Raw genomic sequence first — 23,143 nt, forward strand, 5'->3', positions numbered from 1 at the left:
AAGCAGGTTTATTGAAAGTTTAGATAAATAAATTATATTTTTGTTTTCAAAATATAGTTTTATGCTTAAAGTTGGAGTATTGGGAGCAGGCCACCTAGGTAAAATTCACCTACGCTTGCTTAACCAATCTGAAAAATATGAACTAGTAGGATTTTACGATCCTTTTAAAGAGAATGCTGAAAAAGTAGCAGCAGAATTTGGCTATAGAAAATTTGACACTATAGAGGAATTAATTCAGGCAGTAGATGTAGTAGATATCGTTACTCCTACCCTTTCTCACTTTGACTGTGCTAAACAAGCTATCGAAGCTGGTAAGCATGTGTTCTTAGAAAAACCGATTACAACGACTATTGAAGAAGCTGAAGCAATCATCGCATTAGCTGCTAAATATAATGTACTAGGACAAGTAGGTCACGTAGAGCGTTTTAACCCAGCGTTTATCGCAGTACGTCCAAAGATAGAAAACCCTATGTTTATCGAGACTCACCGCCTAGCTGAGTTTAATCCTAGAGGAACAGATGTACCTGTAGTATTAGACTTAATGATCCACGATCTAGATGCTATCTTAAGTGTGGTTAAATCTCCTGTAAAGCATGTAAGCGCTAGTGGCGTAGCTGTACTAAGCGAATCTCCAGATATCTCTAATGCTCGTGTAGAGTTTGAGAACGGATGTGTGGCTAATATCACTGCTAGCCGTATCTCTATGAAGAATATGCGTAAATCGCGCTTCTTCCAACGCGATGCTTATATCTCTGTGGATTACTTAGAGAAGACGTGTGAAGTAGTGAAGATGAAAGAAGCTCCTGAAGTACCAGGTGACTTTGACCTAATCCTTCAAAATGCTGAAGGAGTTAAAAAACAAATTTATTACGACAATCCTGAAGTATTAGCGAATAATGCTATCTTAGACGAGTTAGAGACATTCCATGACGCGATAGTGAATAAAACTACGCCTATCGTGACGCTAGATGATGGTACTAAAGCACTGCGCTTAGCTTACCAAATCATCGAGGCAATGGAGAAAAAATAAATTAACATCAAAAAATATAAATTAACCATTATGAAAAAAATTGCTGTTATCGGAGCTGGAACGATGGGAAATGGTATTGCACATACATTTGCTCAAAAAGGTTTTACAGTTCTTTTAATTGATATATCAGAAGCTGCTATCGAAAGAGGAATGACTACGATTATTAAGAATTTAGATCGTATGATCGCGAAAGGAAGCATCACTGAAGCGGACAAAAAAGCAACTATCGAAAACATCGTTACCTATACTGATATTAAAGATGGTGTAGCGAATGCTGATTTAGTAGTAGAAGCTGCTACTGAGAATGTAGAGTTAAAACTAAATATCTTTAAACAACTGAGCGAAGTATGTGATGAGAATGTAATCTTAGCATCGAATACTTCTTCTATCTCTATTACAAAAATCGCTTCTGTGGTGAAAAACCCTGAGCGCGTAATCGGTATGCACTTTATGAACCCTGTGCCTATCATGAAGTTAGTAGAAATCATCAGAGGATACAACACGAGTGATGAAGTGACTAAAGCAATCATGGATATGTCTAAAGCTTTAGATAAAGTTCCTACAGAGGTTAATGACTACCCTGGATTCGTAGCGAACCGTATCTTAATGCCGATGATCAATGAAGCTATCGAGACATTATACAACGGTGTAGCTGGTGTAGAAGAAATCGATACTGTGATGAAGTTAGGTATGGCTCACCCAATGGGACCATTACAACTAGCTGACTTTATCGGATTAGATGTATGTCTTTCTATCCTTAACGTAATGTATGACGGATTTAAAAATCCTAAATATGCTCCATGCCCACTATTAGTAAATATGGTAATGGCTGGTAAATTAGGAGTTAAATCTGGAGAAGGATTCTACGACTATAGCGAAAGCAAAAAAGCTGAGAAAGTAGCGAAAATGTTCGCTTAACCCTCCAGTGTTATTGTAAACTAGTAAATACTAATAAAAGACAACCAAACTAAACTTTGGTTGTCTTTGATATTTTTGAAACCATACTTATAATGGCTAAAATAATTCCTTTTAAAGGCTTGCGCCCTACCCGAGATAAAGTAAGCTTAGTAAGCTGTAGATCATTCGAAGACTACAATGCTGTTGAGATTGCTTATCTTTTAGACTACAACCCCTTCTCTTTTTTGCACGTATTAAACCCTGCTTATGTAAACCCTTCAAAAGTAACGTATGATAAACGTTATAAAATGGTTGCAGCCAAGTTAAACGACTTTAAAAAAGAAGGTATTCTGATTACAGAAGATAAACCGATTTATTATCTGTATCAGATCAGTACAAAAAGTTGGAGTTTTACAGGGATAGTGGCAGGAACTTCTATAGATGACTACCAGAGTAATGTGATCAAAAAACATGAAGACACCTTAGAGTTTCGTGTAAGACTATTTAAGGAATACTTATATCACAGTAAGTTCAATACTGAACCTGTACTGATGATGTATCCTGATCAGGAGGATATAGAAAAGTGGATTATCACAAAGAAGCATGAGAAACCCCTGTATGACTTTAGTACTGTAACTAGAGAAAGACATACGATCTGGAAGATAGATGAGGATACCGATATCAAGTGGTTAACAGAACAATTTGCAGATATTAAAGAACTGTATATCGCAGATGGACATCACCGTTTTGCTTCTGCAGAACTGTTACAAGCAGAACATTCTAACGGAACTCCTGCTCATAACAATACAGTGATGACGTATTTAATCGCTGAAAACAATATTAAAATCTATGAGTTTAATCGTATTATACACGATTTAAACAATCATACTAAAGAAGAGTTCCTAAACCTTCTAAAAGAGAAGTTTCACGTTGTCAATAAAGAACAACAACTTTGGAAACCTACTAAGAAGATGGAATTCGGAATGTACTTAGACGGTGACTTCTATGCCTTAACGCTAAAAGACATCAAACAAACAGACTGCATCTTACAACAGTTAGATGCGCAAATACTATACGATGAAGTACTACATCCTATATTAGGATTAGATGACTTGAGAAATGATGCTCGTATAGACTATGTTCCTGGTAATGAATCTATCGTTACAATCAAAGAACTAGTAGATGATGGTGAATACGAAGTAGGATTTATGCTTTATCCTACAAATGTAAGTGAGATCAAACAAGTGGCAGATAACGACCTTATCATGCCTCCAAAAAGCACATATATAGAGCCTAAGTTTATGAATGGTCTCTTTATATACGAAATTTAAAAAAAGATAAAAATTATGTCTATTACAGAGAATTTAAAACACGTTAAGAACACATTACCTGCTCATGTTACCCTTGTTGCTGTTTCTAAAACGAAACCCAATGAGGATATTGTAGAAGCTTATGAGGCAGGACAACGTGTATTCGGTGAGAATAAGATTCAGGAAATGACTGATAAATATGAAGCTCTTCCTAAAGATATCCAATGGCACATGATTGGACATGTACAGCGCAATAAAGTGAAGTATATGGCACCCTTTGTCTCTCTGATTCACGGAGTGGATAGCTTTAGACTCTTAGAAGAGATAAATAAACAAGCGAAACGAAATAACCGTGTTATAGAATGTTTATTACAGATGTTCATCGCAGAAGAAGATACAAAGTTCGGCTTAGATGAGGCAGAATTACTAGAAATTCTTTCAAGTGAGGAATTTGCTGGACTTAAGAATATTAAAGTAGTTGGACTTATGGGTATGGCTACTTTTACCGATAATCAAACGCAAGTAAAGAAAGAATTTACACAACTAAGTAATATATTTGCAATGTGTAAAGAGAAATACGGCACGAAGGATAACCTTGACCTAAACATTGTCTCTATGGGGATGAGTAACGATTATCCACTAGCGATAGAATGTGGAAGTACGATGGTTAGAATAGGTAGTAATATCTTCGGTAGTCGTAATTATTAATTTATTAAAAGGACAAGTTGTACGCAGTTTTAGATATAGAAACAACTGGTGGGCAGTTTAATGAAGAAGGAATCACCGAAATTGCTATATATCGATTTGATGGTAATCAGATCGTAGATCAGTTTATTAGTTTAGTTAATCCAGAGATGGAGATACAACCTTTCGTAGTGAAACTTACGGGAATCAATAATGCTATGCTACGGCTAGCTCCGAAGTTCTACGAGATAGCTAAGCGCATCATAGAAATAACGGACAACTGTGTCATCGTAGCTCATAATGCTGAATTTGATTATCGAGTACTGCGCAATGAGTTTAAACGACTAGGTTATGAATACAGTCGCAATACACTGTGTACAGTAGAACTATCACAGAAGTTACTGCCTGATATGCCTTCTTATAGCTTAGGTAAACTAGTGCGATCACTTGGTATTCCCATCGCAGATAGACATCGCGCTAATGGAGATGCTATGGCTACAGAAAAGCTATTCGAATTACTTCTATCAAAAGATAAAGAGAAGACCATCTTAACCTCTATGATTAAGTCGGATATCAAAACGGGGATTAGTCCTAAGTTTTTGGATATCGTAGACACTTTGCCTTCTACTGTAGGTATTTATTATATCTTGGACAAAGAAGGTAATATTATCTTCATCGGTAAGAGCAAGAATATTAGAAAGAAAGTCTTACAGCACTTTACAAGTAATTCGCATATATTCAAAAAAATACAACAAGAAACCTATACTGTCACTTTCGAAAAAACAGGTACTGAACTCATCGCGCTTCTAAAAGAGGCTGAAGAGATCAATACCAATAAACCAAAGTACAATAAGGTCAGTAAGAAAAGTGTATTCCCCTACTCTATTTATTTAAAAACTAATCTAGAGGGATACTTATACCTATCTATCGAAAAGACAGATGGTAGAAAGAGAAATCTAATGGCGTTTACATCGCCTAATGAAGCTAGAAAATTCTTACATAAGATATTCCAAGGTCAACAAGAGTTACCTTATGTAGAGTTTATATATGAGAAAAAATCAACTAAAATAACAGCTGATAACTTCTTTATCAACTTTACCTCGACAAGAGAAGAGTTCAATGCTAATATACTTGAACTATTTAAGCCTTATGATATAGACAAAGACCATGTTCTAATCTTAGACAAAGGCCGTAAAGTAGATGAGAAAAGTGCTGTCGCTTTAGAAAAAGGGAAGCTAAACGGATATTGCTTCTATAACTTAAACCACCAAATCAACGCCCCAGAACGAATAGCAGCCAATTTAACGCCAATTTTGTTTAATAGAAACAACAGAAATATCATTCTTAATTATCTAAATAAGAAGATCGGTTACAAATTAATTCACTACTAAAAACAGTTTTTGTGAGACGCAGATTAAAAAACAAATGGGATATCCTACAGCAGAAGATTTACATCATTATTTATGGTTCAAATACTTTTGCAGGTAAATTATTTGATATTGCACTACTAGCGGTTATTCTGATGAGTGTACTTCTAGTGATGCTTGAATCGATAGAGAGCTATGATATGAAGCACCACACAGGTCTAGTAGTCTGTGAGTGGATTATCACTGTGTTTTTTACCATAGAGTATATCCTTAGGATTCTTTGTAATAAAAAACCGCTTAAGTACATCTTTAGTTTTTATGGAATAGTAGATCTTATCTCTATCCTACCGATGTATTTATCGTTCTTTATTCCTGGTTCTAGAGCACTTACTGTTGTAAGAGCACTGCGTTTACTACGTTTATTTGGTATCTTAAACCTTGTTCCATACATTGGACAACAGTCACACTTAAAGCTAGCTCTTAAGTCTAGTAGAACGAAAATTATTGTATTCGTATACTTTGTGCTTGTGATGTCGATCTTATTAGGTGCGCTAATGTATGTGATCGAGAGTAAAGAAAGTGGCTTTACGAGTATACCTAGAAGTATCTATTGGTGTATCGTAACGCTTACTACAGTGGGATATGGAGATATCGCTCCACAGACCCCACTAGGTCAGATGATAGCATCTTTTATCATGATTATGGGTTACGGTATTATCGCCGTTCCTACAGGTATTGTGACAGCAGAGTTCTCTAATATTAAACGCAACAGATTAGATGCGAAGAGAAGAAGAAACTGCTCTACATGTACTACTACAATCTACGATGATGATGCAAATTACTGCTATAACTGCGGTCAAAAATTAGGAGATGTCTACGAAAAATAACAATTATCTTATTGTTGTCATTGGGCCTACAGCGATTGGAAAAACAGCTTTAGGAATCAAACTTGCACAACATTTTAATACCAATATAATATCATGTGATAGCCGCCAATTCTATAAGGAAATGGCGATAGGAACAGCTGTGCCTTCTAAGGAAGAACTAGCTACTGCTCCACATCACTTTATTCAGAATATCAGCATTCACGATACTTACTCTGTAGGAGATTTTGAAAGAGAGGCACTGGCTAAGCTAGATGAGCTCTTTACAGATAACCCTGTACAAGTTATGGTAGGTGGATCGGGGCTCTTTGTCAATGCAATCCTAAACGGGCTTGATGATTTCCCTGATGTAGAACCAAGTGTCAGAGAACAATTAAATCAAGACTTAGCAGAAAAAGGCCTTCCTTATTTGCAAAATATGCTAAAGGAATTGGATCCTATTCACTATGAAAAAGTAGCGATAGACAATCCTCAAAGAGTAACTCGAGCATTAGAGATCTGTATAGGTACTGGTAAGCCCTACTCTAGTTTCTTAAATATAAAACAACACACTCGCAACTTCACTCCTATCGTAATAGGACTTGAAGCTGATAGAGAGAAGATGTATGAGCGCATTAATAAACGTGTGGATATCATGCTAGACAATGGTCTTCTAAAGGAAGCTCAAGAATTATATCCGTATCGCGATAACAATGCGTTACAAACCGTTGGCTATCGAGAATTATTTGCGTACTTTGACAACGAATTCACATTAGAGTTTGCTATTGAGGAAATCAAAAAGAATACACGCCGCTTTGCTAAGCGTCAGATTACTTGGTTTAAACGTACTCCTGATGTTATGTGGTTTGACTACCTTACGAATGCTGATAAGATTACTCAGGCTATAGAGAATGTTATAGCTGAATAAGAGACAGAAAACTGGAAACAGGGAACGGGGAACTGAAAACAGAGAACGAGGAACTGGAAACAGAGAACGGGGAACTGGAGACAGAGAACGGGGAACTGAAAATAGAGAACTGGAAACAGGAAACAGAGAACTGGAAACAGGAAACAGAGAACGAGGAACTGGAAACAGAGAACGGGGAACTGAAAACAGAGAACAGGGAACTGAAAACAGAGAACGAGGAACGGGGAACTGGAAATAGAGAACTGGAAACAGGAAACAGAGAACGGGGAACTGAAAACAGAGAACGAGGAACTGGAAACAGAGAACGGGGAACTGGAAACAGAGAACGGGGAACTGAAAACAGAGAACAGGGAACGGGAAACTGAAAACAAGAAACAACGATTTCACGGTTTCACAAATTCACAGTTTCACAAAAAAACAACAGCACAAAAAACAAAAAAACCATGCCTATATCACCCAACTTTACATCTATATTTACACAGAGCTTCGATGTTGATTACTTTGACTGCGATATCAATGCACAGTTAAAAACAGTAGATCTATGTAAGATGATACAGATGGCTTCTTCTAATCATGCAGTCTTAGGAGGAATAAGCTTTTGGGATCTGCAAGAAGCAAATCAGTCATGGGTAGTTTATAAGTTTAGAGTTGAGATAGACAAAATGCCTAAGTGGCAAGACCGCATTGAGGTATCTACTTGGATAGAGACACTAGATGGTATTCGCTCTGTGCGCAACTTTGAGGTACACTGTAACGGAGAACTTGTCGCAAGTGCTAGCTCGATGTGGGTGATTATGAATACAGTAAGACGTCGTCCTGAGATGATGGCTATCCCTCATGACCACTTTACTAAACATGGAGACAAAAAAAGTATTAAAGGAGAGTTCACTACTTTTCAGAAGAAACCTGAAACGACTCATTTAATCACAGATAAGGTAAAATACTCTGATTTAGACATGGTAAATCATGTGACTAACATCAAATACCTAGAATGGGTTATTAATGCCTTAAAAGCATCTGAAACAGCCCCTAATGACATCTCAGTAGTTGATATGCACTTTAATAAAGAACTTCGTTTTAATCAGGAGTATTCTATAGAACAATGTGTTGCTAATAACAACCACTTTGTAATCAAATCTAATGAAGGAGACCTCAACTTCCAATGTGTACTAGAGTAGTTAGAAGGGAACAGACTTATTATCAAAAATAACAAAGGCTAATACATCTCGATGTATTAGCCTTTGTTATATTATTTAATTCTTAATAATATTATCGCAAAATCAGTTCAGAGAATTTAGATGCTCCTGTTCTAAGAATATCAGCAGTTACTTCTTCTAGTTGATTTGAATTAATCAATTGATATAGTTCATTTTCTTGGTTACTTAATGTATCATATAATTCTAGATACTTCTCATCAATACCTTTATACTGATCTATAACTAGATAATGCTTATTCTGTTCAGGATATTCTACTAATTGCTTAGAAAAATCATTTAATCTAAAGTTTAAGCTTTCTAATTCAGATATATCTTTCTGAATAGTATCTATTGTTCTATTCGAATTAATATCAATACACTTTACACTATAAATAGATCCATTTCCTCCTATCCCATTTAATTTATAATCAAAAAACAAGGAAGGAATTACCTTCTTTTCAATCTTATAATCAATATCTATGATGTCTTCTAGAGGTTCTCTAAAGTGACTATTAATACGATTATAAAACACCTCATCTTTTTTGTTACTCTTAGTACTTGTCCTCAAGTCACCTATATATTTCTCATAGAATTTACTAAAGAAAGCTGCATCTATATTCATATTTAATTCAACTGGTTTGTCAAATTGAATCATTCCGTTATTATAAACTGCTAAACGATCTAAGTACTTCTTTAAAATATTAGTATTCTCTTCAATAAATAAATCTTCCTTAGCATTTAGTTCCAAAACTTCACTAATCTTCTTTATATTGAAATTTAATAGTTTACTCTTATTGTCATAGAATCTAGTAATAAAACTAATCTTTGATTCAGAAAACTTATAAAACACATTATTGGTTGAAGAAACCGCTATTAGTCCAATAACAATATTCTCCCTAGACAAGGAGTTATTAAAGTATCTAATTAAACTGTAATACGATTTCATTTTAATAGTTTGTTTAATATGTTGGAAATTCTAGTATTTCGTTCTTGATTACTAAGTATCTCTATTATTTTAAGCTTACCCGCCTTACTCAGTCCTACTTTTGAAGGAAGGCTATCTAACACCTCTGGCAAGACCACTAGTGTTGTGTTAATTTTTTCAATAATTCTACTATTGAATTTTGAAAGTACTTCATTCTCAGCAAAATTACAAATCTTTTTGGTGAATTTTGAAGCAATTAACATATTTACAAGACTGACATCCATTACATTAATTTTCAACCCTTTATAGTTAGTTTGATTACCAAAAAGTTGTGTATGATCAATAGCAACAAAATCTATTTTTCCTTGATCCTCAACTAACAAAAGGTTCGGATTATTGATTCTACGATCTCTATTAGCTAACCATACATCACAAAAGGCTATATCCAAAAATTTATAGGGATCTAAGTATTGATTAAAATCATTCTTATTAGATAGAACTAAGTTGTGGTAATCTAGTTCTGTCTGACTATTAATCTCTTTAGAACCTATAACAAACAACTCTTCGATATCAAACTGACTATATTTAGATATCATATTATTGGTGATCAAATATTCTTGAAGTAACCTGTTCTCAATTTTTATTATCTTTATTTCTGGTACTTTTATACCCCAAATCTTATAAACCTGATTCCCTATCAATTCATTAATAATATCTTCTAATGGAGGATGAATCTTAAAAATAGTTTTTGCATAATAGATATCAGCATCAGTGCCTAATATTTTAATAGGAATACTATTCGTTTCTAATATCTCCAGAATCTGTATAGCGCCAATTACCTCCATATCAATTCAGTATTTATTTCGTTTTATTAGCCTTATTTATACCACTTAATACACCGCTTATATGTAAATTTAACCTATAAAACAGATACTTACCAAAAAAATAGATGTATATATTATATTTTTAAAAGAATGCCTCTTTACAATCAACTGTTTATACAATATAAACACATTCTTAAAACACTTTTAAATTACAACTAGGCAAAATAAACTACCTTTACCCCCTAATTAATCTACAATGTCTACACACAAGGTAATTAAAGCCAAACAATTTGATCAAGATGTACCTATTGAATTCTTTATGCTAGAAGACAATAGTCATCTATTCAACTTTGATTACCACTATCAATGTAACTTCTATCAGATCTACTGGTTTACCCAAACCAAGGAGACAACACAGAAAGTTGACTTTGAGTCCTACCCTATCTCTGATGATCAGATATGGGTCATCTATCCAGGGCAAATGCACAATATTAATCCTGATGGAGTAAGGGGATATTTTATCTCTGTCAATAAAGATTTCTTTAACCGCATTCTCGCCAAAGAATTTAACGAGCACAAGTTTAGATTTAATCCTCCCTTATGGTTTGAGTTATCAGAAGATAAAAAAGAAGTCTTTAAAGCGATCATGTTTTTATTCCAACAAGAATGGGATACACAGAAACGCACTTATATACTAGAGAAATACCTCAATATCTATATCTCCCATATTCAAGGATTAAAAGAGCTCTCACAGGACAATCCTCTAATGGATACACGTGTATTAAAACTGCTTGAACTGGTAGAAGAACACTATACAGCACACTACCCTACTTCCTTTTATGCAGATAAAATAGCTCTGTCTGTAAAACGAATGAATGAACTCGTAGTAAAGGCTACTGACTATACCCTTAATCAACATATTCACAACAGAATACTTCTAGAAGCAAAGAGGCTAATAGGATATTCTGACTTGAATATCCAAGAGATTTCAGCCGAATTAGGCTTTAGTGAGGTCAACTATTTTAACCGCTTCTTTAAAAAAAGTACAGGTTTGGCTCCATTAGCTTTTAGAGAAAATGTGAAAAAAGTCCAATAAGAGTACTTGTTTTGCCAAGGTCTAAGTGAATCAACAGGTTTACTTTTGCCCCATCAAAATATCAATATGAATAAGTTAACAAAAGCTCAGTTTATAGTCGTGATTATTTTATCATTACTATCTGCTATCGAACCTTTTAGTATAGATCTGTACTTACCTGGTTTCTTAAAAATCTCACAGACCTTTAATACAGATCTAAAAAATGTACAGTTGTCCCTTTCTTTCTTTTTAGGAGGATTCGCAGCAGGACAGCTATTTTGGGGAATTATCTCTGATCGTTATGGTCGTAAACTTCCGACTATTGCCTCTTTAATTATCTTTATCCTTGCATCGGTAGCTTGTATCTATGCAGAAACGATAGAACAGTTCTGGGCAGCTCGATTCTTTCAAGCTTTTGCAGGATGTGCAGGGGTAGTTATCGCTCGTGCCGTAGTGAACGAGTACTACTCTGCTGACCAGAGTATGAATGTGTTCTCTTTATTAGCCATTATTGCAGGAGTAGCACCTATCGTAGGCCCTATCGCTGGTAACTTTCTGATCAGTCACTTTGTATGGCAGTCTACTTTTGTAACACTAGTCGTACTAGGAGTTATCTGCTTATTAGCTGTTATCTTCTTCTTGCCTGAAACGCGTATTGTAACTGAGAAAAGAGATGTTAACCTTATGGCAGACTTTAAAGAAATAGTACAAAATAATGTCTTTGTCAAATATACATTAATCGGAAGTTTAACCTATAGTATCTTAATGATCTACCTAGCCAATGCCCCTTACCTTATTATGGAGTATGGAGGAATGTCTTCAGATATGTTTAGTGGTATATTTGCTTTTAATGCCATTGGATTAATCCTTGGTGCGTGGCTGGCTAACTCTGTATTGTCACGTTGGTGGACTGTAGAACAAGTCGTAAAATACACTGTCTATTTTGGTATTGCTTGGACAATAGCCTTCTTAGTAATGTGTGTACTAAAAGAACCTATTGAGGCCTTATTAGTTCCGTTGTTCTTCATTGTACTAACTCTTGGAGTACTATTCCCTACAACTACTAAATTAGCCTTAGCACCGTTCACTACTAATAGTGGATCTGCGTCAGCTCTATTAGGTACATTACAGTTGTTGCTAACCTTTATTATATCAGCAGTAACGAATCTAATTCCTGCAGATATCATGACATTAACAGCCTATTCATTACTTGCCTGTCATGTATTGTATTTAGGGTGTTATCTGATTAAAGAGAAACAAGCTGAATAATATAATTTTAATACAAAAAGCCTTGTGACTGTAAGTTACAAGGCTTTTTTAAAAACAATAATTATACTAATTACTTTTTTTATAATTTACTGGGTTTATCCTAATCTGCTTAAGATTATCTGGCAGCTCTACAAAATATCCTGATCGATAAGGGTTGTAAACTTTAGAGAAGAAGTCTGTTGATATAACTTGAGCACCACTAGAAAAAGCAGCTTTAGAACGAGTATGATCATTGACTTTCGCTTCATACGTATCTATATCTGATCTAGTTCTCACAAGATAACCTTTAGTCACGTATTCTTTTATATCCTCTTGGCGTACAATAGCATTATCTAAGAGTAAAAACACACCATAAGTATCCGTTGGTTTAGACTGTACAAACATTATTCTACCTTCTAAATTTGGACGATTGTGTACATAAGCGGACTCACCTTGATTTACCCCTCCTGTAGAAGGTAATAACATAAACAACAGTTTCCCTTTAGACTGAGATACTAGTGGCCAGTTATGATTAGCCACAGCCTCTTTAAGCGTTTTATAATTTCCTCTTAAATCATCAGGTGTAATCAACTTCTCTCTACCTATAATATCAACAATCTCTTGATCTAATAGGTCAAATGCATATTCATCATATTTCAATACTTCTGTTGGATTCTTAAACAAAGGCCAATTTGAATCTTTTGCTTCAATCATGATAAATAAAGGGATGTGATCTACATGCTGATCAGACCATTTTTTTATACTTTGTAATGCTAATTTTAACGTTGGATATTTAGACCTAAAATCTACATCTGCCATATGCAAAACTTTAAATCCAGGCTTATCTAAATCTGTTATGTTATGCTTTGCTAGCTGCTTCACTCCTACTGTTTTTAAATATTCATAGCCTGCTGGATTTGTATATCTATTGCCTGTTGAATCATAATACACATCTAGTTCCAAACTTCTCAATCCACTGTCTAACTGAATCTCAAAGCTTGGGTGCTCATAAAACAAACTCTCCTTAAAACTAATTTCATTAGGGTGATACTCTTTAAAAAAGTCTAACTGCTCTTTAGTCATTCCCTCTAATAACTTCCCTTTTGACTGATCTACAATTTTAGATACATAATCAAGGAGATTAGGATCTACTGGTTCTGCATAACTATTATGTGTACCTAAAACTTGAATCTGATTAATGCGTAAATCACTAGGTAAATTTATTTGCCCATACATCACTATAGGTAATAGTATACCTAACAGAATACTACTTAACTTTATATTTCTATTCATCTTCTTTTATATTTGAAATCCACAATGGTTCTGACGGCCATTGTTTATTAGGTTCATCACTTGTTTTGAATATGATTTTTGATGCCTTCAAAAATTCTTTATAAGTAATATAGTTCCTTTGATAATCCTTATTATTATACGCTACCTCTTGTATATAAGAGCTTCTTTCTTTATTACTAATTACCAAATTATTGCGTATGATTGTTTTTTCAAAAATAGGAGCATTGAGATAAAAAGTATCCGACCCCACATTAGCAGCGCTGAATCCTAAACTCCTTAAAACAAACCATGCTGACATTGTCCCTAAATCATCATCCATAGTCCGTAAAAAAGCTTGAGATGCATTCTTATAAATCCTCCCGATGTAAGGATCAATTCCTTTACTGTTGTCATTAAAGTAGAACTGAATACTCTCTCCTAGTAGTAAATCATGGATCAATTTCTGACTCTTATGAGCACTTCTAGTAGCATTGTACAAACTAGATGTCTGAAGATCTGGCTGATTGGCGTGATTATAATAATGACCTTCAAAAAAAGTATCTAATTGGTCTTCAAATTCTTTTTCAGAACCTATAAGACTAATTAAGCCTTTTATATCATAAGGTACTAACCATCTATATTGCCAGATAGTTCCTTGATATAATCCTCTTGCTTGCATTTTATCCACATCGTGAGTCTGAATATCCTTAAAGTCCTTTAGCCAATATTTCTTATACTCTTTAACTTTTTCTAAATAATAGTTTGCAGATACAGTATCTTGAACACTTTTAAATATTTCACTCAATGCCCAATAATCATAAGATGATTCTAATGCCTTATCAGGAGAAGAAAAATCAAGTTGCTCAGCTTCCTTAACAAGGTACTCCTTAATGGAATCTATAGGTAACTGATATCCTTTATTCACTGCATCAGCCAAAACAACTAAAGCGTGCTCTGTCCTCACTGTAGGGCCAGGTTCATTGAGTGTAGAGAAGTCTTTTTTACCGTATGGATACATATTAGCAATAGAGTGAACTACATCTTTATACACTTCAGGATATAATATAGAATACATAGGAATAACTTCTCTATAATTATCCCATAGCGCCCAACCATGATATACATTAAAATCAGCTTTTTTCACCTCACCACTAATTGTTCTATAAGTCCCATCTGCTTCAGATATCAGATAAGGCGCCTGAAGAGTCCTGTAAAGCAAAGAATAAAAAAGCTTTACCCTCTCATCATCCTTATCACTAACCTCAACAACAGATAATAATTCATTCCATCGCTCTGTAACTAGAGTTCTTGTTAAATCAAAACTTTGCCCCATTGCTATTCTTCTCTTTGCATAGTGTTCTGAAACAGATGAAAAACCAATCTGTAATTCGACTTTAGAAGAGGGAAAATCAACGATAAATTGATATTCTCCTACCTTTCTTAAGATGGCTCCATTTCCTAAATCTATACTAAAATAAAAGTGATATATCCCAGCAGAGCATGTTGTTTTAGAACTAATCTTTCCCTGAATAACCTGATTAGATACTTCATATTCAGCACTGATAAAAGCATCACCTGTAGCACTAGATAAATCCACAAATAGTTGCCCTTTATTAGGGAAGGAATATCGATGCACTCCATAATTATGTCCTACAGTAAAGTCAGCCTTAATGTTGTTTGTAAATTCCACCTTGTAGTAACCAGGTGTTCCCTTTTCTCTCTCTTTGATTAACTCTGTTTCAATATTACTTCCTATAATTGGTTTGATCAGAATATTACCTCCACTTCCCTTACATCCCACTCCCTGAAGTCTAGTATGAGTCACGCCTTTAAATTGTTTTGCTCTATTATCATATCCTGTATGATTATAAGGATATGTCTCGGGAGAAATACATAGCATACTAAATGGAAAAGAAGCTCCAGGAGATAACTGTCCATAATCCCCTGAAGTTCCTAAAAAAACATTCACTTTATCACTTAATTTACTTTTTTGTCCATAACCACATTGAGTTGCTATAAGCAATAAAATAAGAAACTTCCTCATCTTATGGATCTAACGGCTCTAAAGGATTTATTTGTAATAGTAATTCAGATGGATAAAAGTCTAATAACTCTCCTTTTTTCTGCTTAACTATTTTTCCTGGTAAATAACCTAATTCACGCATAAAACGTTCTAAGAACTTCTTATCTGCTATTGATTTTGTGTGTAACTCATAAGAGACAATCATACTTTTTTGTTTAATATCAAAACCGTACTCTATCATTAAACGAGTAGCATTTCTAAGATTAGTAGTCGTATGTCTAGCATAAGGTTCTACAATAATTACCTCTTCCGGAATATTATATAACCCTATTAATTCTTTTTTCATTTCTATAGCTTCACAAGTCTCTGTACGATTTGGGTGTACGTGTCCACCTGAAACAATAATAAAAGGCGCCTTACCCTGTCTATACTGTTCTACTGCTAATTTTAGATTCAATTTTCCTAACGCCCCCAAAGGATCTCTATAATTCTCTGGTCCATCCCCTAAGACGATTAATGCATTGTATTCATACTTTTTAAAATCAATGCGTTTAACATATTCTATAGCGCTCTTATTATACAATTCCGCTAGAGGCTCATATCTAATACCTTCATCCCTGTGGTTCATATACATCAAATACAGTCCATAATCCAACATTGGTTCAAAGAAGCTCGCCTTAGAATAATCTGATTCATTTGCTAAATGCTTTGCCCAAAATAAAATAGCACTTTTAAAATAGCGTGAATTCTTATCATAAGATACTGAATCAATGTTTGGATAAAAAGGCTTCTCTCCTAATCCATATACTTTTAAAGTATGATTTAATCCACTAAAGTTTAACTTCACTACATTAGAGATAAAATCTTTCTGATTCATCTCATTGTAATTAATGTATTTTTTAGACTGCTTTAATTCTTCAAAAAAAGTTTCTACTTTCTTCTCCTTATTATTTAAAGCAACTAACTCATCAGAGATACTTTTTATCTGATCGTCTGTAAAAATATAAGAATGAACCAATTCTTCGCTCTTAGGAAAAGTTTCACCATTTACTAACTTACTTATTAGATCTAATCTATTATGTTTTATTTCTGTAAAAGTCTTATTATCATTGAGCAACTTAACAAGACTAGGTTGTTTAGAAAGCTGATCTAAAAAATAAAAATTACTATTTCTTAACAATGTTACACTTTTATTATCACCACGTTGTCCGAAAGAAAAAGTACATACAGCGAGTAAAAAACCTACTACTATTTTTTTCATTTGTTTTATATTACTTAATATTAATAATTAGGATTTTGTTCAACTTTAGAAGTAGCCCCATCTACATATCTTTGTGGAATAGGAAAATATTCATTCTTTCCTTTAGTAAAATGAGCATTTGTCAAAAATGAACGTTTATGTTTCTCTGCTTCTAGATACTCTTGATTAATGACCTTATCTGCTATCCCCCAACGCACTAAATTAAAGAATCGTTCTCCTTCCATTGCTAGCTCTAATCTACTCTCTAATTGTACAGCCTCTCTAGCCTTATTTACATCACTCCAGCTATCATTATACAAGCCTATTTTATAATTAGCAGCATATGACTTACCATCTAAAGCCATCACATACTTTGACTCTTTTGCTCTATTTCTAATCGCATTTACGATACTTCGAGCTTCTTCTAATTTACCTAACTCTACAGCTGCTTCTGCCTTCCATAACATTACTTCTGCATAACGAATAATATAATAATTCAACGCAGAAACATAAGGCCAAGTTGCGCCATAATACGGTGATTTAGCAGAAACTATACGTTTCTTTGGTGCATATACTCCATAAGTAGCTACATCCCTTGCCCAAGATGCATCATATGTCACTCCTAAATCTTTATATGTTATACCTGGTCTACCTATGGTATAATCTAATCTTGGATCTACGAAATCTTGACTGTTTACATCTACATTATCTTTTACAGGTAATCCGTTAGCATCTGTCTTAAAAGCATTAACTAGATTTTGAGAAGGTCTATGAAAACCATACTGAGGATAAAAAGGGCCTCCTGGAGCTGTAAGACGATCTCCTATACTTCCATTATAGTTATTAGGATCACCATCATTAATAGAATGTTGTACTGCAAATATTACTTCTGAACTATTGTCATTTTCTGGTAAAAACACATCTTCAAAATTAGACAGAAGTTTATATTGACTTGACATCACCTCTTCTGAGATTGTATAAGCCTCTTGCCATTTCTTTTGATATATCATTGTCTTCATCAGATAAGCTTTAGCAGCAATGCTAGTAGGTCTTCCTATTTGTGCTTGCTTAGAAGGCAATACTTTTGATGCATTATCAAAATCTGTTGCTATTTTTTGCCATAACTGTTCAGAAGTAAACTCTACATTTGATCGATTATAATCCTCTACGTTAACAACTTTTTCATCTATATAAGGAATTCTATTGTAAATCTTCTTTAATTCAAAGTAGTAATGTCCTCTAAGAAAGAATAATTCTCCTTGTCTCTGCTTCTTTAGTTCAGGATCAAATGCTACTGATTGATTTAATAATCGTAGAGCGTCATTTACCCTTTTAATACCTTCATATAATGCACTCCATTTTCTTTCTATATCTATTACAGTAGGATCTGTCTGGTATAACTCCATTCTGTGGATTTGCCCTTGATCACCAGTACCTCCACCTCCTTTATATGCATCATCAGAAGTCACATCTCCAAAACTCCAATTAGACGCTGGAGAATTCATCGCATTTGAAGCATTATCCATCTGTCCATTCAGCATCTTATAAGCTCCTATAATTACTCTTTCCACATTCTTAGGATCTGTCATCTTATCTGGTGATACTTCTCCATAGGTAGTTTCATCTAAAAAGTCTTTAGAACATGAACTCATTACACCTGCCATAATAGTTGTGACAAATAGTATCTTATATGTTTTATTTAAAATATATCTTTTCATTACTTGTATTTTAATAATTAATACTTAATCCCATAGAGAAAGTACGTGCAGGTGGATAAAGCCCACGGTCAATACCTATATCTAAATTTTTATTACTCTTAGAATAACTTTGTAGTCCCACTTCTGGAGTTAATCCACTATAGTTAGTAATCGTAAATACATTTGTTGCTTGTAGATAAACTCTCATTTTCAGCTTTTTATGAATTTTTTCTCCAAAAGAGTAACCTAGTTGTAAATTATTTAACTTGAAATATGAGCCATCCTCCACATAATAAGATGAAGGGCGTATATTGTTATTTGTATCATCTAAGGATAATCTTGGTATAGAAGCATTCGGATTGTCTGGTGTCCATGCCCCTAATACATCAGAAGACTTATTATAAGCTGATTGATTAAAGAAATGAGAGTTATATTTTGTTAAGTTATAAAGCTTATTGCCAAAACTTCCATTAAAAAACATACTTAAATCAAACCCCTTATATTTTAAATCTAAATTAAAGCCGAGAATAAAATCAGGGTGAGGAGAACCTATAAATGTTCTATCATTGTCATCTATTACACCATCATTATTTACATCTCTAAAGATTAAATCACCTGGTTTTGCATTAGGTTGTAATTTATACTGATCGATCTGCTGTTGACTTTTAAATATCCCATCATTAACATAACCAAAGAATGAGCCTATTGGTTGACCTATAGCAGACCTAGAAATTTCTTGTCCAAAATTTACACTGTGTAAAGACGAAGAAGGAATACCTAGATAATTAACAGAGTTTAATGCTGTCAATTCATTTTTATATGTTGTAAAATTGAAATTAATATTATAGTGAAGATCCTTTATATTATCTTGATAAGATAGATTTAATTCTAAACCTCTATTGGTCATCTCTCCATCATTTACCCACTGTCCATCATTAGTACCTCCGTAGGTCAAAGGCAACGATTTATAGACCAAAATATCTTTTGTTTTCTTGTTATAGATATCTGCTGTTACATTCAGTTTGTCGTTAAAAAAGCCTAAATCAACTCCTAAAGAGCTCTGTGTAGTAGTCTCCCATTTTAACTCTGGATTAGGTACTCTAGATTGAATCAAACCTGTCTCAACAGATGACTGTCCTCCATTAATATCATAATTTGAATTATAACTATTACTAGAATAACTTTTTATAGTTGAGTAAGAGGGTACCTGTTGGTTTCCTGTAACTCCCCAGCCACCACGAAGTAAAAATGAAGTAAAAGTATCTCCTAAATCAAAAAAGTCTTCTCTATCTATCCTCCAACCAAGTGACACAGCAGGAAAAGTATCCCATTTATGATTAGCTAATCGGGAAGTTCCATCTCTACGCATTGTAGCAGATACAATATACTTTCCATCATAATTATAATGAACTTTTCCAAAGAAGGAATTTAATGACCACCCATTAGCATTACCTCCATTTAGTTGATTGGCTGTACCATAATCTAAAAACCAATAATTAGGATCTTCATACATAAAGTTCTGTCTTGAAGCAGAAAAACCTTCATAGTAATACTCGACAGCTTCTTGTCCTAATAAGACATCAAAATTATGATTGCCTAATTGTTTTTTATAACTCAGTGTATTAGTAAAAGTAAATTGATAATTAAACGAATTTCTAGTAGATAGTGAATTAACTGGATTAATAACTAATATTTCATTAAACTTTGGTGAGAAGTTCCTTCCATTAATATTTACATAATCTAGCCCTATAGATGACCTAAAAGTAAAATCACTTAGCTTTAACTCTCCGAATAAATTACCTAATAATCTCAGCTCCTTTGTTTTATTATTTTTATTTCGATCTAAACGCCCTCTAGGATTTTGAATATCATTTAATGGATTACCCGAAAACTCTCCTAACTCATTATAAACAGGCACTATAGAAGGATACATAAATGCATTATATACTATTGACCCTAATGCTGCATTAGTACCGATACCAACATTTTCTGTATATGAGGCATTAAGATTCTCCCCTATTGTCAAGATCCCATCAAAGAATCTATAATCTGAATTAAAACGTCCTGAAAATCTTTTAAAATAAGTATCTTTTATGATTCCCTGTTGATCAAAGTACCCTAACGAAAAAAGTTGACTAGAGTGCTCCCCTCCTTTTGCTAATGATATATTGTGAGATTGAATCGTAGCAGGATTAAATATTTCTTTAACCCAATCTACATTACCACTTTTGATAGTTTTATCTTTATTTAAATAAAGAGGAATAGTTGCCCCAGTAGGATCATTTCCATAAATATCATGTTTAGGAGCAACACCATCATTTTTATAAGCTTGCCATAACATATCACCGTACTGCTGAGCATCTAGCATCTTAGGTAGGTTAAAAGCACTTTGAACACCTGTAAAACTACTTACATCTATAGATATTTTTTCATTTCTCCCTCCTGACTTTGTTGTAATTAAAATCACTCCATTAGCCGCTCTAGAACCATAGATAGAGGATGAAGCAGCATCTTTTAATACTTGCATTGAAGCTATATCATTACTATTAATCGAATTCAACCCATTAGCTACAGGTACTCCATCTACGATTACTAATGGCTCATTATTATTAATAGTACTGAATCCCCTTATCCGAATAGAGTTTCCTCCACCTGGGCTATTATCACTCATAACTTGTACCCCTGAAGCTCTACCTTGTAACATCTCGGCTACATCCGCCTTAGGAACATCCTTAATACCATCTACGTTAATAGTCGAAATAGCAGCTGTAATATTTCGCTTGCTCTCTGTTGTATAACCAGTGATTACAATTTCTTCTAAACTGCGAGCATCTTCTTCTAGGACTATAGAAGTATATTCTGGATTTTCTACCTTAATTTCTTTAGTATCATATCCTATATACTCTATTACTAATATGATCGGTTTATTCTGGACTACTTCTAACATAAAACTACCATCTAAATCAGTAGCTACAGCCTCTGTAGATTCTTTTATTTTTACAGTCGCTCCAGGAAGTGCTAGTCCATGAATGTCTTTAACTACCCCTTTTAAAACAGTCTTGTTATTTTGCTGACCTGTATTAACCTTATCTCCTTTAGGAATAACATATTGTGATTTAAAAGTGATGAATTTATCTGATATATTATATGTAGATCCTGTTCTTAAGGCAATATCCTCTAACAACTTCTCTAGTTCACGTTCTTTACTAGTAAATCTAAGAGCAATAGAGGTATCTAATGTAGAGGGAGAATAAACTACTTTGTAAGCAGTTTGTGCTTCTATTTTTTCAAATAAACTCTTCACTGTTTCTGAAGAATTACTTACATAGACATGGACACCTACCTTATCAGAAATTGTCTGATTAGTAGCATAAACGCCTGTACTTAATAAAGAAAGACAAAAAAGATATGTCTCTACTCTTAACCGGCAATAGTAATTTAATCTCATTTCTTGGTGTTATTAATAATTATAGTTTTATTTTCGTATTTATAATCAAAGCCATACATATAGCTGACACTCTGAACAATATCTGCTAGAGTAGAGTTTCTAAAATCTGCTTGAATAAATTCTTTTGTTGAAATAATATCTTCCAGGAAGTGTATCTGGATATCAAACTCTTTTTCTATTATTTGTTTCCACTGTGTAAGAGTGATGTTGTTCATCATAAGATAAGATGATGTAGAAGAGATACAAGAAAACACGTCTATGGTGTTTTTATATAATCTATGGTCTTTTAGTAAGGCCTTTTGCTCAGCAGTTAAAATGACATAGTTTTCCCTATCTAACAAGTTACTAACCTTTACTCGTCCTGTAGAGACTTCTACTATATTTCGTTTCACCCAAAAAGAAGTTCCTAAAACTTGTGTCTCAAAATTATCTGACGAAATAATAAAAGGTCTTGAGGCATCTTTAGCAACTTGAAAATAAGCCTCACCTAGTAATTTAATCTCTCTGTTTGATTGATTAAACTCATTTGACACGATTAATGTAGAGTTACTACTTAGCGTTACAGCAGTACCATCTGGTAGAATAATATGTTTAGCTAACTCATTAGAAGTAGAATATGTTAATTCTTGATTATTAACAGAAATATTCTTCTGATAAATTGTTAAACCTACCACTAATAAGAGTGAAAAAACTATTGATAATAATCTATAATTCTTTCTTCGCTTTCTTTCTCTAGTTTTATACTTTATACTATTATATATAGAGCTTCTCAGTTTACTATTCTCTTGAATTATCTTTAATTCTATTAATGGTCTTCTCTGTAAATTATCAGAAAAGTCTTCCACAACTTTTTTTTCTGTAGAGTTAGCTGTACCAAGTAAATATTTATTTAAAAAATGTTTAAACTTATTTTGCATAATTTAAGATTGTCTTACATAAGTAAGAGTCCTCTATTATTATAACTCCCTATGCAAAAACAAACGCTTAACTCATTCTTAATATGAGTAACACTTAGATAACATAGCTTTTCAATTCAGAACAAAGTATAAACTGATAAACGAAAACAATTATAAAAAAGACGCTTAAATAAGTACCCCCTACATACTCTAGTATAGT

Annotated in this window: 18 protein-coding genes; 10 read left to right on the forward strand and 8 right to left on the reverse strand. The window is 33.7% G+C overall.

What is annotated here, in order from left to right:
- Positions 1-61 precede the first annotated feature (61 nt).
- The 8 genes from BK054_RS15295 (at position 62) to BK054_RS15330 (ending at position 8,257) form a co-directional block, all read left to right on the forward strand.
- Complete coding sequence (locus BK054_RS15295; protein ID WP_006259982.1) at positions 62-1,030, forward strand: Gfo/Idh/MocA family protein; 969 nt, start codon at positions 62-64, stop codon at positions 1,028-1,030.
- A gap of 30 nt (positions 1,031-1,060) precedes the next feature.
- Entirely contained in the window at positions 1,061-1,948 is an 888-nt protein-coding gene (locus BK054_RS15300) for a 3-hydroxyacyl-CoA dehydrogenase family protein (protein ID WP_006259981.1), read from the forward strand.
- A 92-nt stretch (positions 1,949-2,040) separates the two neighbouring features.
- A complete protein-coding gene (locus tag BK054_RS15305; protein WP_025124814.1) occupies positions 2,041-3,258 on the forward strand; it encodes a DUF1015 domain-containing protein in 1,218 nt (405 codons plus the stop codon).
- 15 nt (positions 3,259-3,273) lie between these two features.
- The gene (locus BK054_RS15310; protein WP_071307443.1) at positions 3,274-3,945 is read left to right on the forward strand and encodes a YggS family pyridoxal phosphate-dependent enzyme; all 672 of its coding nucleotides are present in this window, start codon (positions 3,274-3,276) and stop codon (positions 3,943-3,945) included.
- A 17-nt stretch (positions 3,946-3,962) separates the two neighbouring features.
- On the forward strand, positions 3,963-5,312 hold the full coding sequence (locus BK054_RS15315) for an exonuclease domain-containing protein (RefSeq protein WP_071307444.1): 1,350 nt from the start codon (positions 3,963-3,965) through the stop codon (positions 5,310-5,312).
- 11 nt (positions 5,313-5,323) lie between these two features.
- Positions 5,324-6,175, forward strand: coding sequence for an ion transporter (locus tag BK054_RS15320; RefSeq protein WP_006259977.1), 852 nt, complete (start codon positions 5,324-5,326; stop codon positions 6,173-6,175).
- Positions 6,159-7,079: a tRNA (adenosine(37)-N6)-dimethylallyltransferase MiaA gene (gene miaA, locus BK054_RS15325; protein ID WP_071307445.1), complete on the forward strand. Its 921-nt coding sequence runs from the start codon at positions 6,159-6,161 to the stop codon at positions 7,077-7,079. The genes BK054_RS15320 and miaA overlap by 17 nt, the downstream gene beginning before the upstream one ends.
- Positions 7,080-7,522: 443 nt before the next feature.
- The gene (locus BK054_RS15330) at positions 7,523-8,257 is read left to right on the forward strand and encodes an acyl-[acyl-carrier-protein] thioesterase (protein ID WP_006259974.1); all 735 of its coding nucleotides are present in this window, start codon (positions 7,523-7,525) and stop codon (positions 8,255-8,257) included.
- Positions 8,258-8,348: 91 nt separating this feature from the next.
- Here the strand turns inward: BK054_RS15330 and BK054_RS15335 are convergent, their stop codons facing one another.
- Both BK054_RS15335 and BK054_RS15340 read right to left on the reverse strand, forming a co-directional pair.
- Positions 8,349-9,221 (reverse strand): hypothetical protein, encoded by an 873-nt coding sequence (locus BK054_RS15335; RefSeq protein WP_006261398.1) that lies wholly within the window; start codon positions 9,219-9,221, stop codon positions 8,349-8,351.
- Positions 9,218-10,045: a HipA family kinase gene (locus BK054_RS15340; RefSeq protein WP_039329733.1), complete on the reverse strand. Its 828-nt coding sequence runs from the start codon at positions 10,043-10,045 to the stop codon at positions 9,218-9,220. The genes BK054_RS15335 and BK054_RS15340 overlap by 4 nt, the downstream gene beginning before the upstream one ends.
- Positions 10,046-10,280: 235 nt before the next feature.
- On the opposite strand from BK054_RS15340, the gene BK054_RS15345 reads away from it, so the two are divergent.
- Positions 10,281-11,120 (forward strand): AraC family transcriptional regulator, encoded by an 840-nt coding sequence (locus BK054_RS15345; protein WP_071307446.1) that lies wholly within the window; start codon positions 10,281-10,283, stop codon positions 11,118-11,120.
- A gap of 66 nt (positions 11,121-11,186) precedes the next feature.
- A complete protein-coding gene (locus BK054_RS15350) occupies positions 11,187-12,368 on the forward strand; it encodes a multidrug effflux MFS transporter (protein ID WP_071307447.1) in 1,182 nt (393 codons plus the stop codon).
- Positions 12,369-12,434: 66 nt separating this feature from the next.
- Here the strand turns inward: BK054_RS15350 and BK054_RS15355 are convergent, their stop codons facing one another.
- The 6 genes from BK054_RS15355 to BK054_RS15380 are packed head-to-tail and all read right to left on the reverse strand — an operon-like array spanning position 12,435 to position 22,944.
- A complete protein-coding gene (locus BK054_RS15355) occupies positions 12,435-13,640 on the reverse strand; it encodes a Ca2+-dependent phosphoinositide-specific phospholipase C (protein ID WP_071307448.1) in 1,206 nt (401 codons plus the stop codon).
- Positions 13,633-15,663: a glycoside hydrolase domain-containing protein gene (locus BK054_RS15360; protein WP_071307449.1), complete on the reverse strand. Its 2,031-nt coding sequence runs from the start codon at positions 15,661-15,663 to the stop codon at positions 13,633-13,635. Before BK054_RS15360 ends, BK054_RS15355 begins: the two co-directional genes overlap by 8 nt.
- 1 nt (position 15,664) lies before the next feature.
- Positions 15,665-16,903 (reverse strand): YdcF family protein, encoded by a 1,239-nt coding sequence (locus tag BK054_RS15365; RefSeq protein WP_071307450.1) that lies wholly within the window; start codon positions 16,901-16,903, stop codon positions 15,665-15,667.
- Between the two features lie 20 nt (positions 16,904-16,923).
- Complete coding sequence (locus BK054_RS15370; protein WP_071307451.1) at positions 16,924-18,600, reverse strand: RagB/SusD family nutrient uptake outer membrane protein; 1,677 nt, start codon at positions 18,598-18,600, stop codon at positions 16,924-16,926.
- A gap of 10 nt (positions 18,601-18,610) precedes the next feature.
- Complete coding sequence (locus tag BK054_RS15375; RefSeq protein WP_071307452.1) at positions 18,611-22,027, reverse strand: SusC/RagA family TonB-linked outer membrane protein; 3,417 nt, start codon at positions 22,025-22,027, stop codon at positions 18,611-18,613.
- Positions 22,024-22,944, reverse strand: coding sequence for a FecR family protein (locus BK054_RS15380; RefSeq protein WP_071307453.1), 921 nt, complete (start codon positions 22,942-22,944; stop codon positions 22,024-22,026). The genes BK054_RS15375 and BK054_RS15380 overlap by 4 nt, the downstream gene beginning before the upstream one ends.
- Between the last annotated feature and the right edge of the window lie 199 nt (positions 22,945-23,143).

Origin of the sequence: Myroides sp. ZB35 (assembly GCF_001865835.1) — a bacterium.
GTDB lineage: Bacteria > Bacteroidota > Bacteroidia > Flavobacteriales > Flavobacteriaceae > Flavobacterium > Flavobacterium odoratimimum.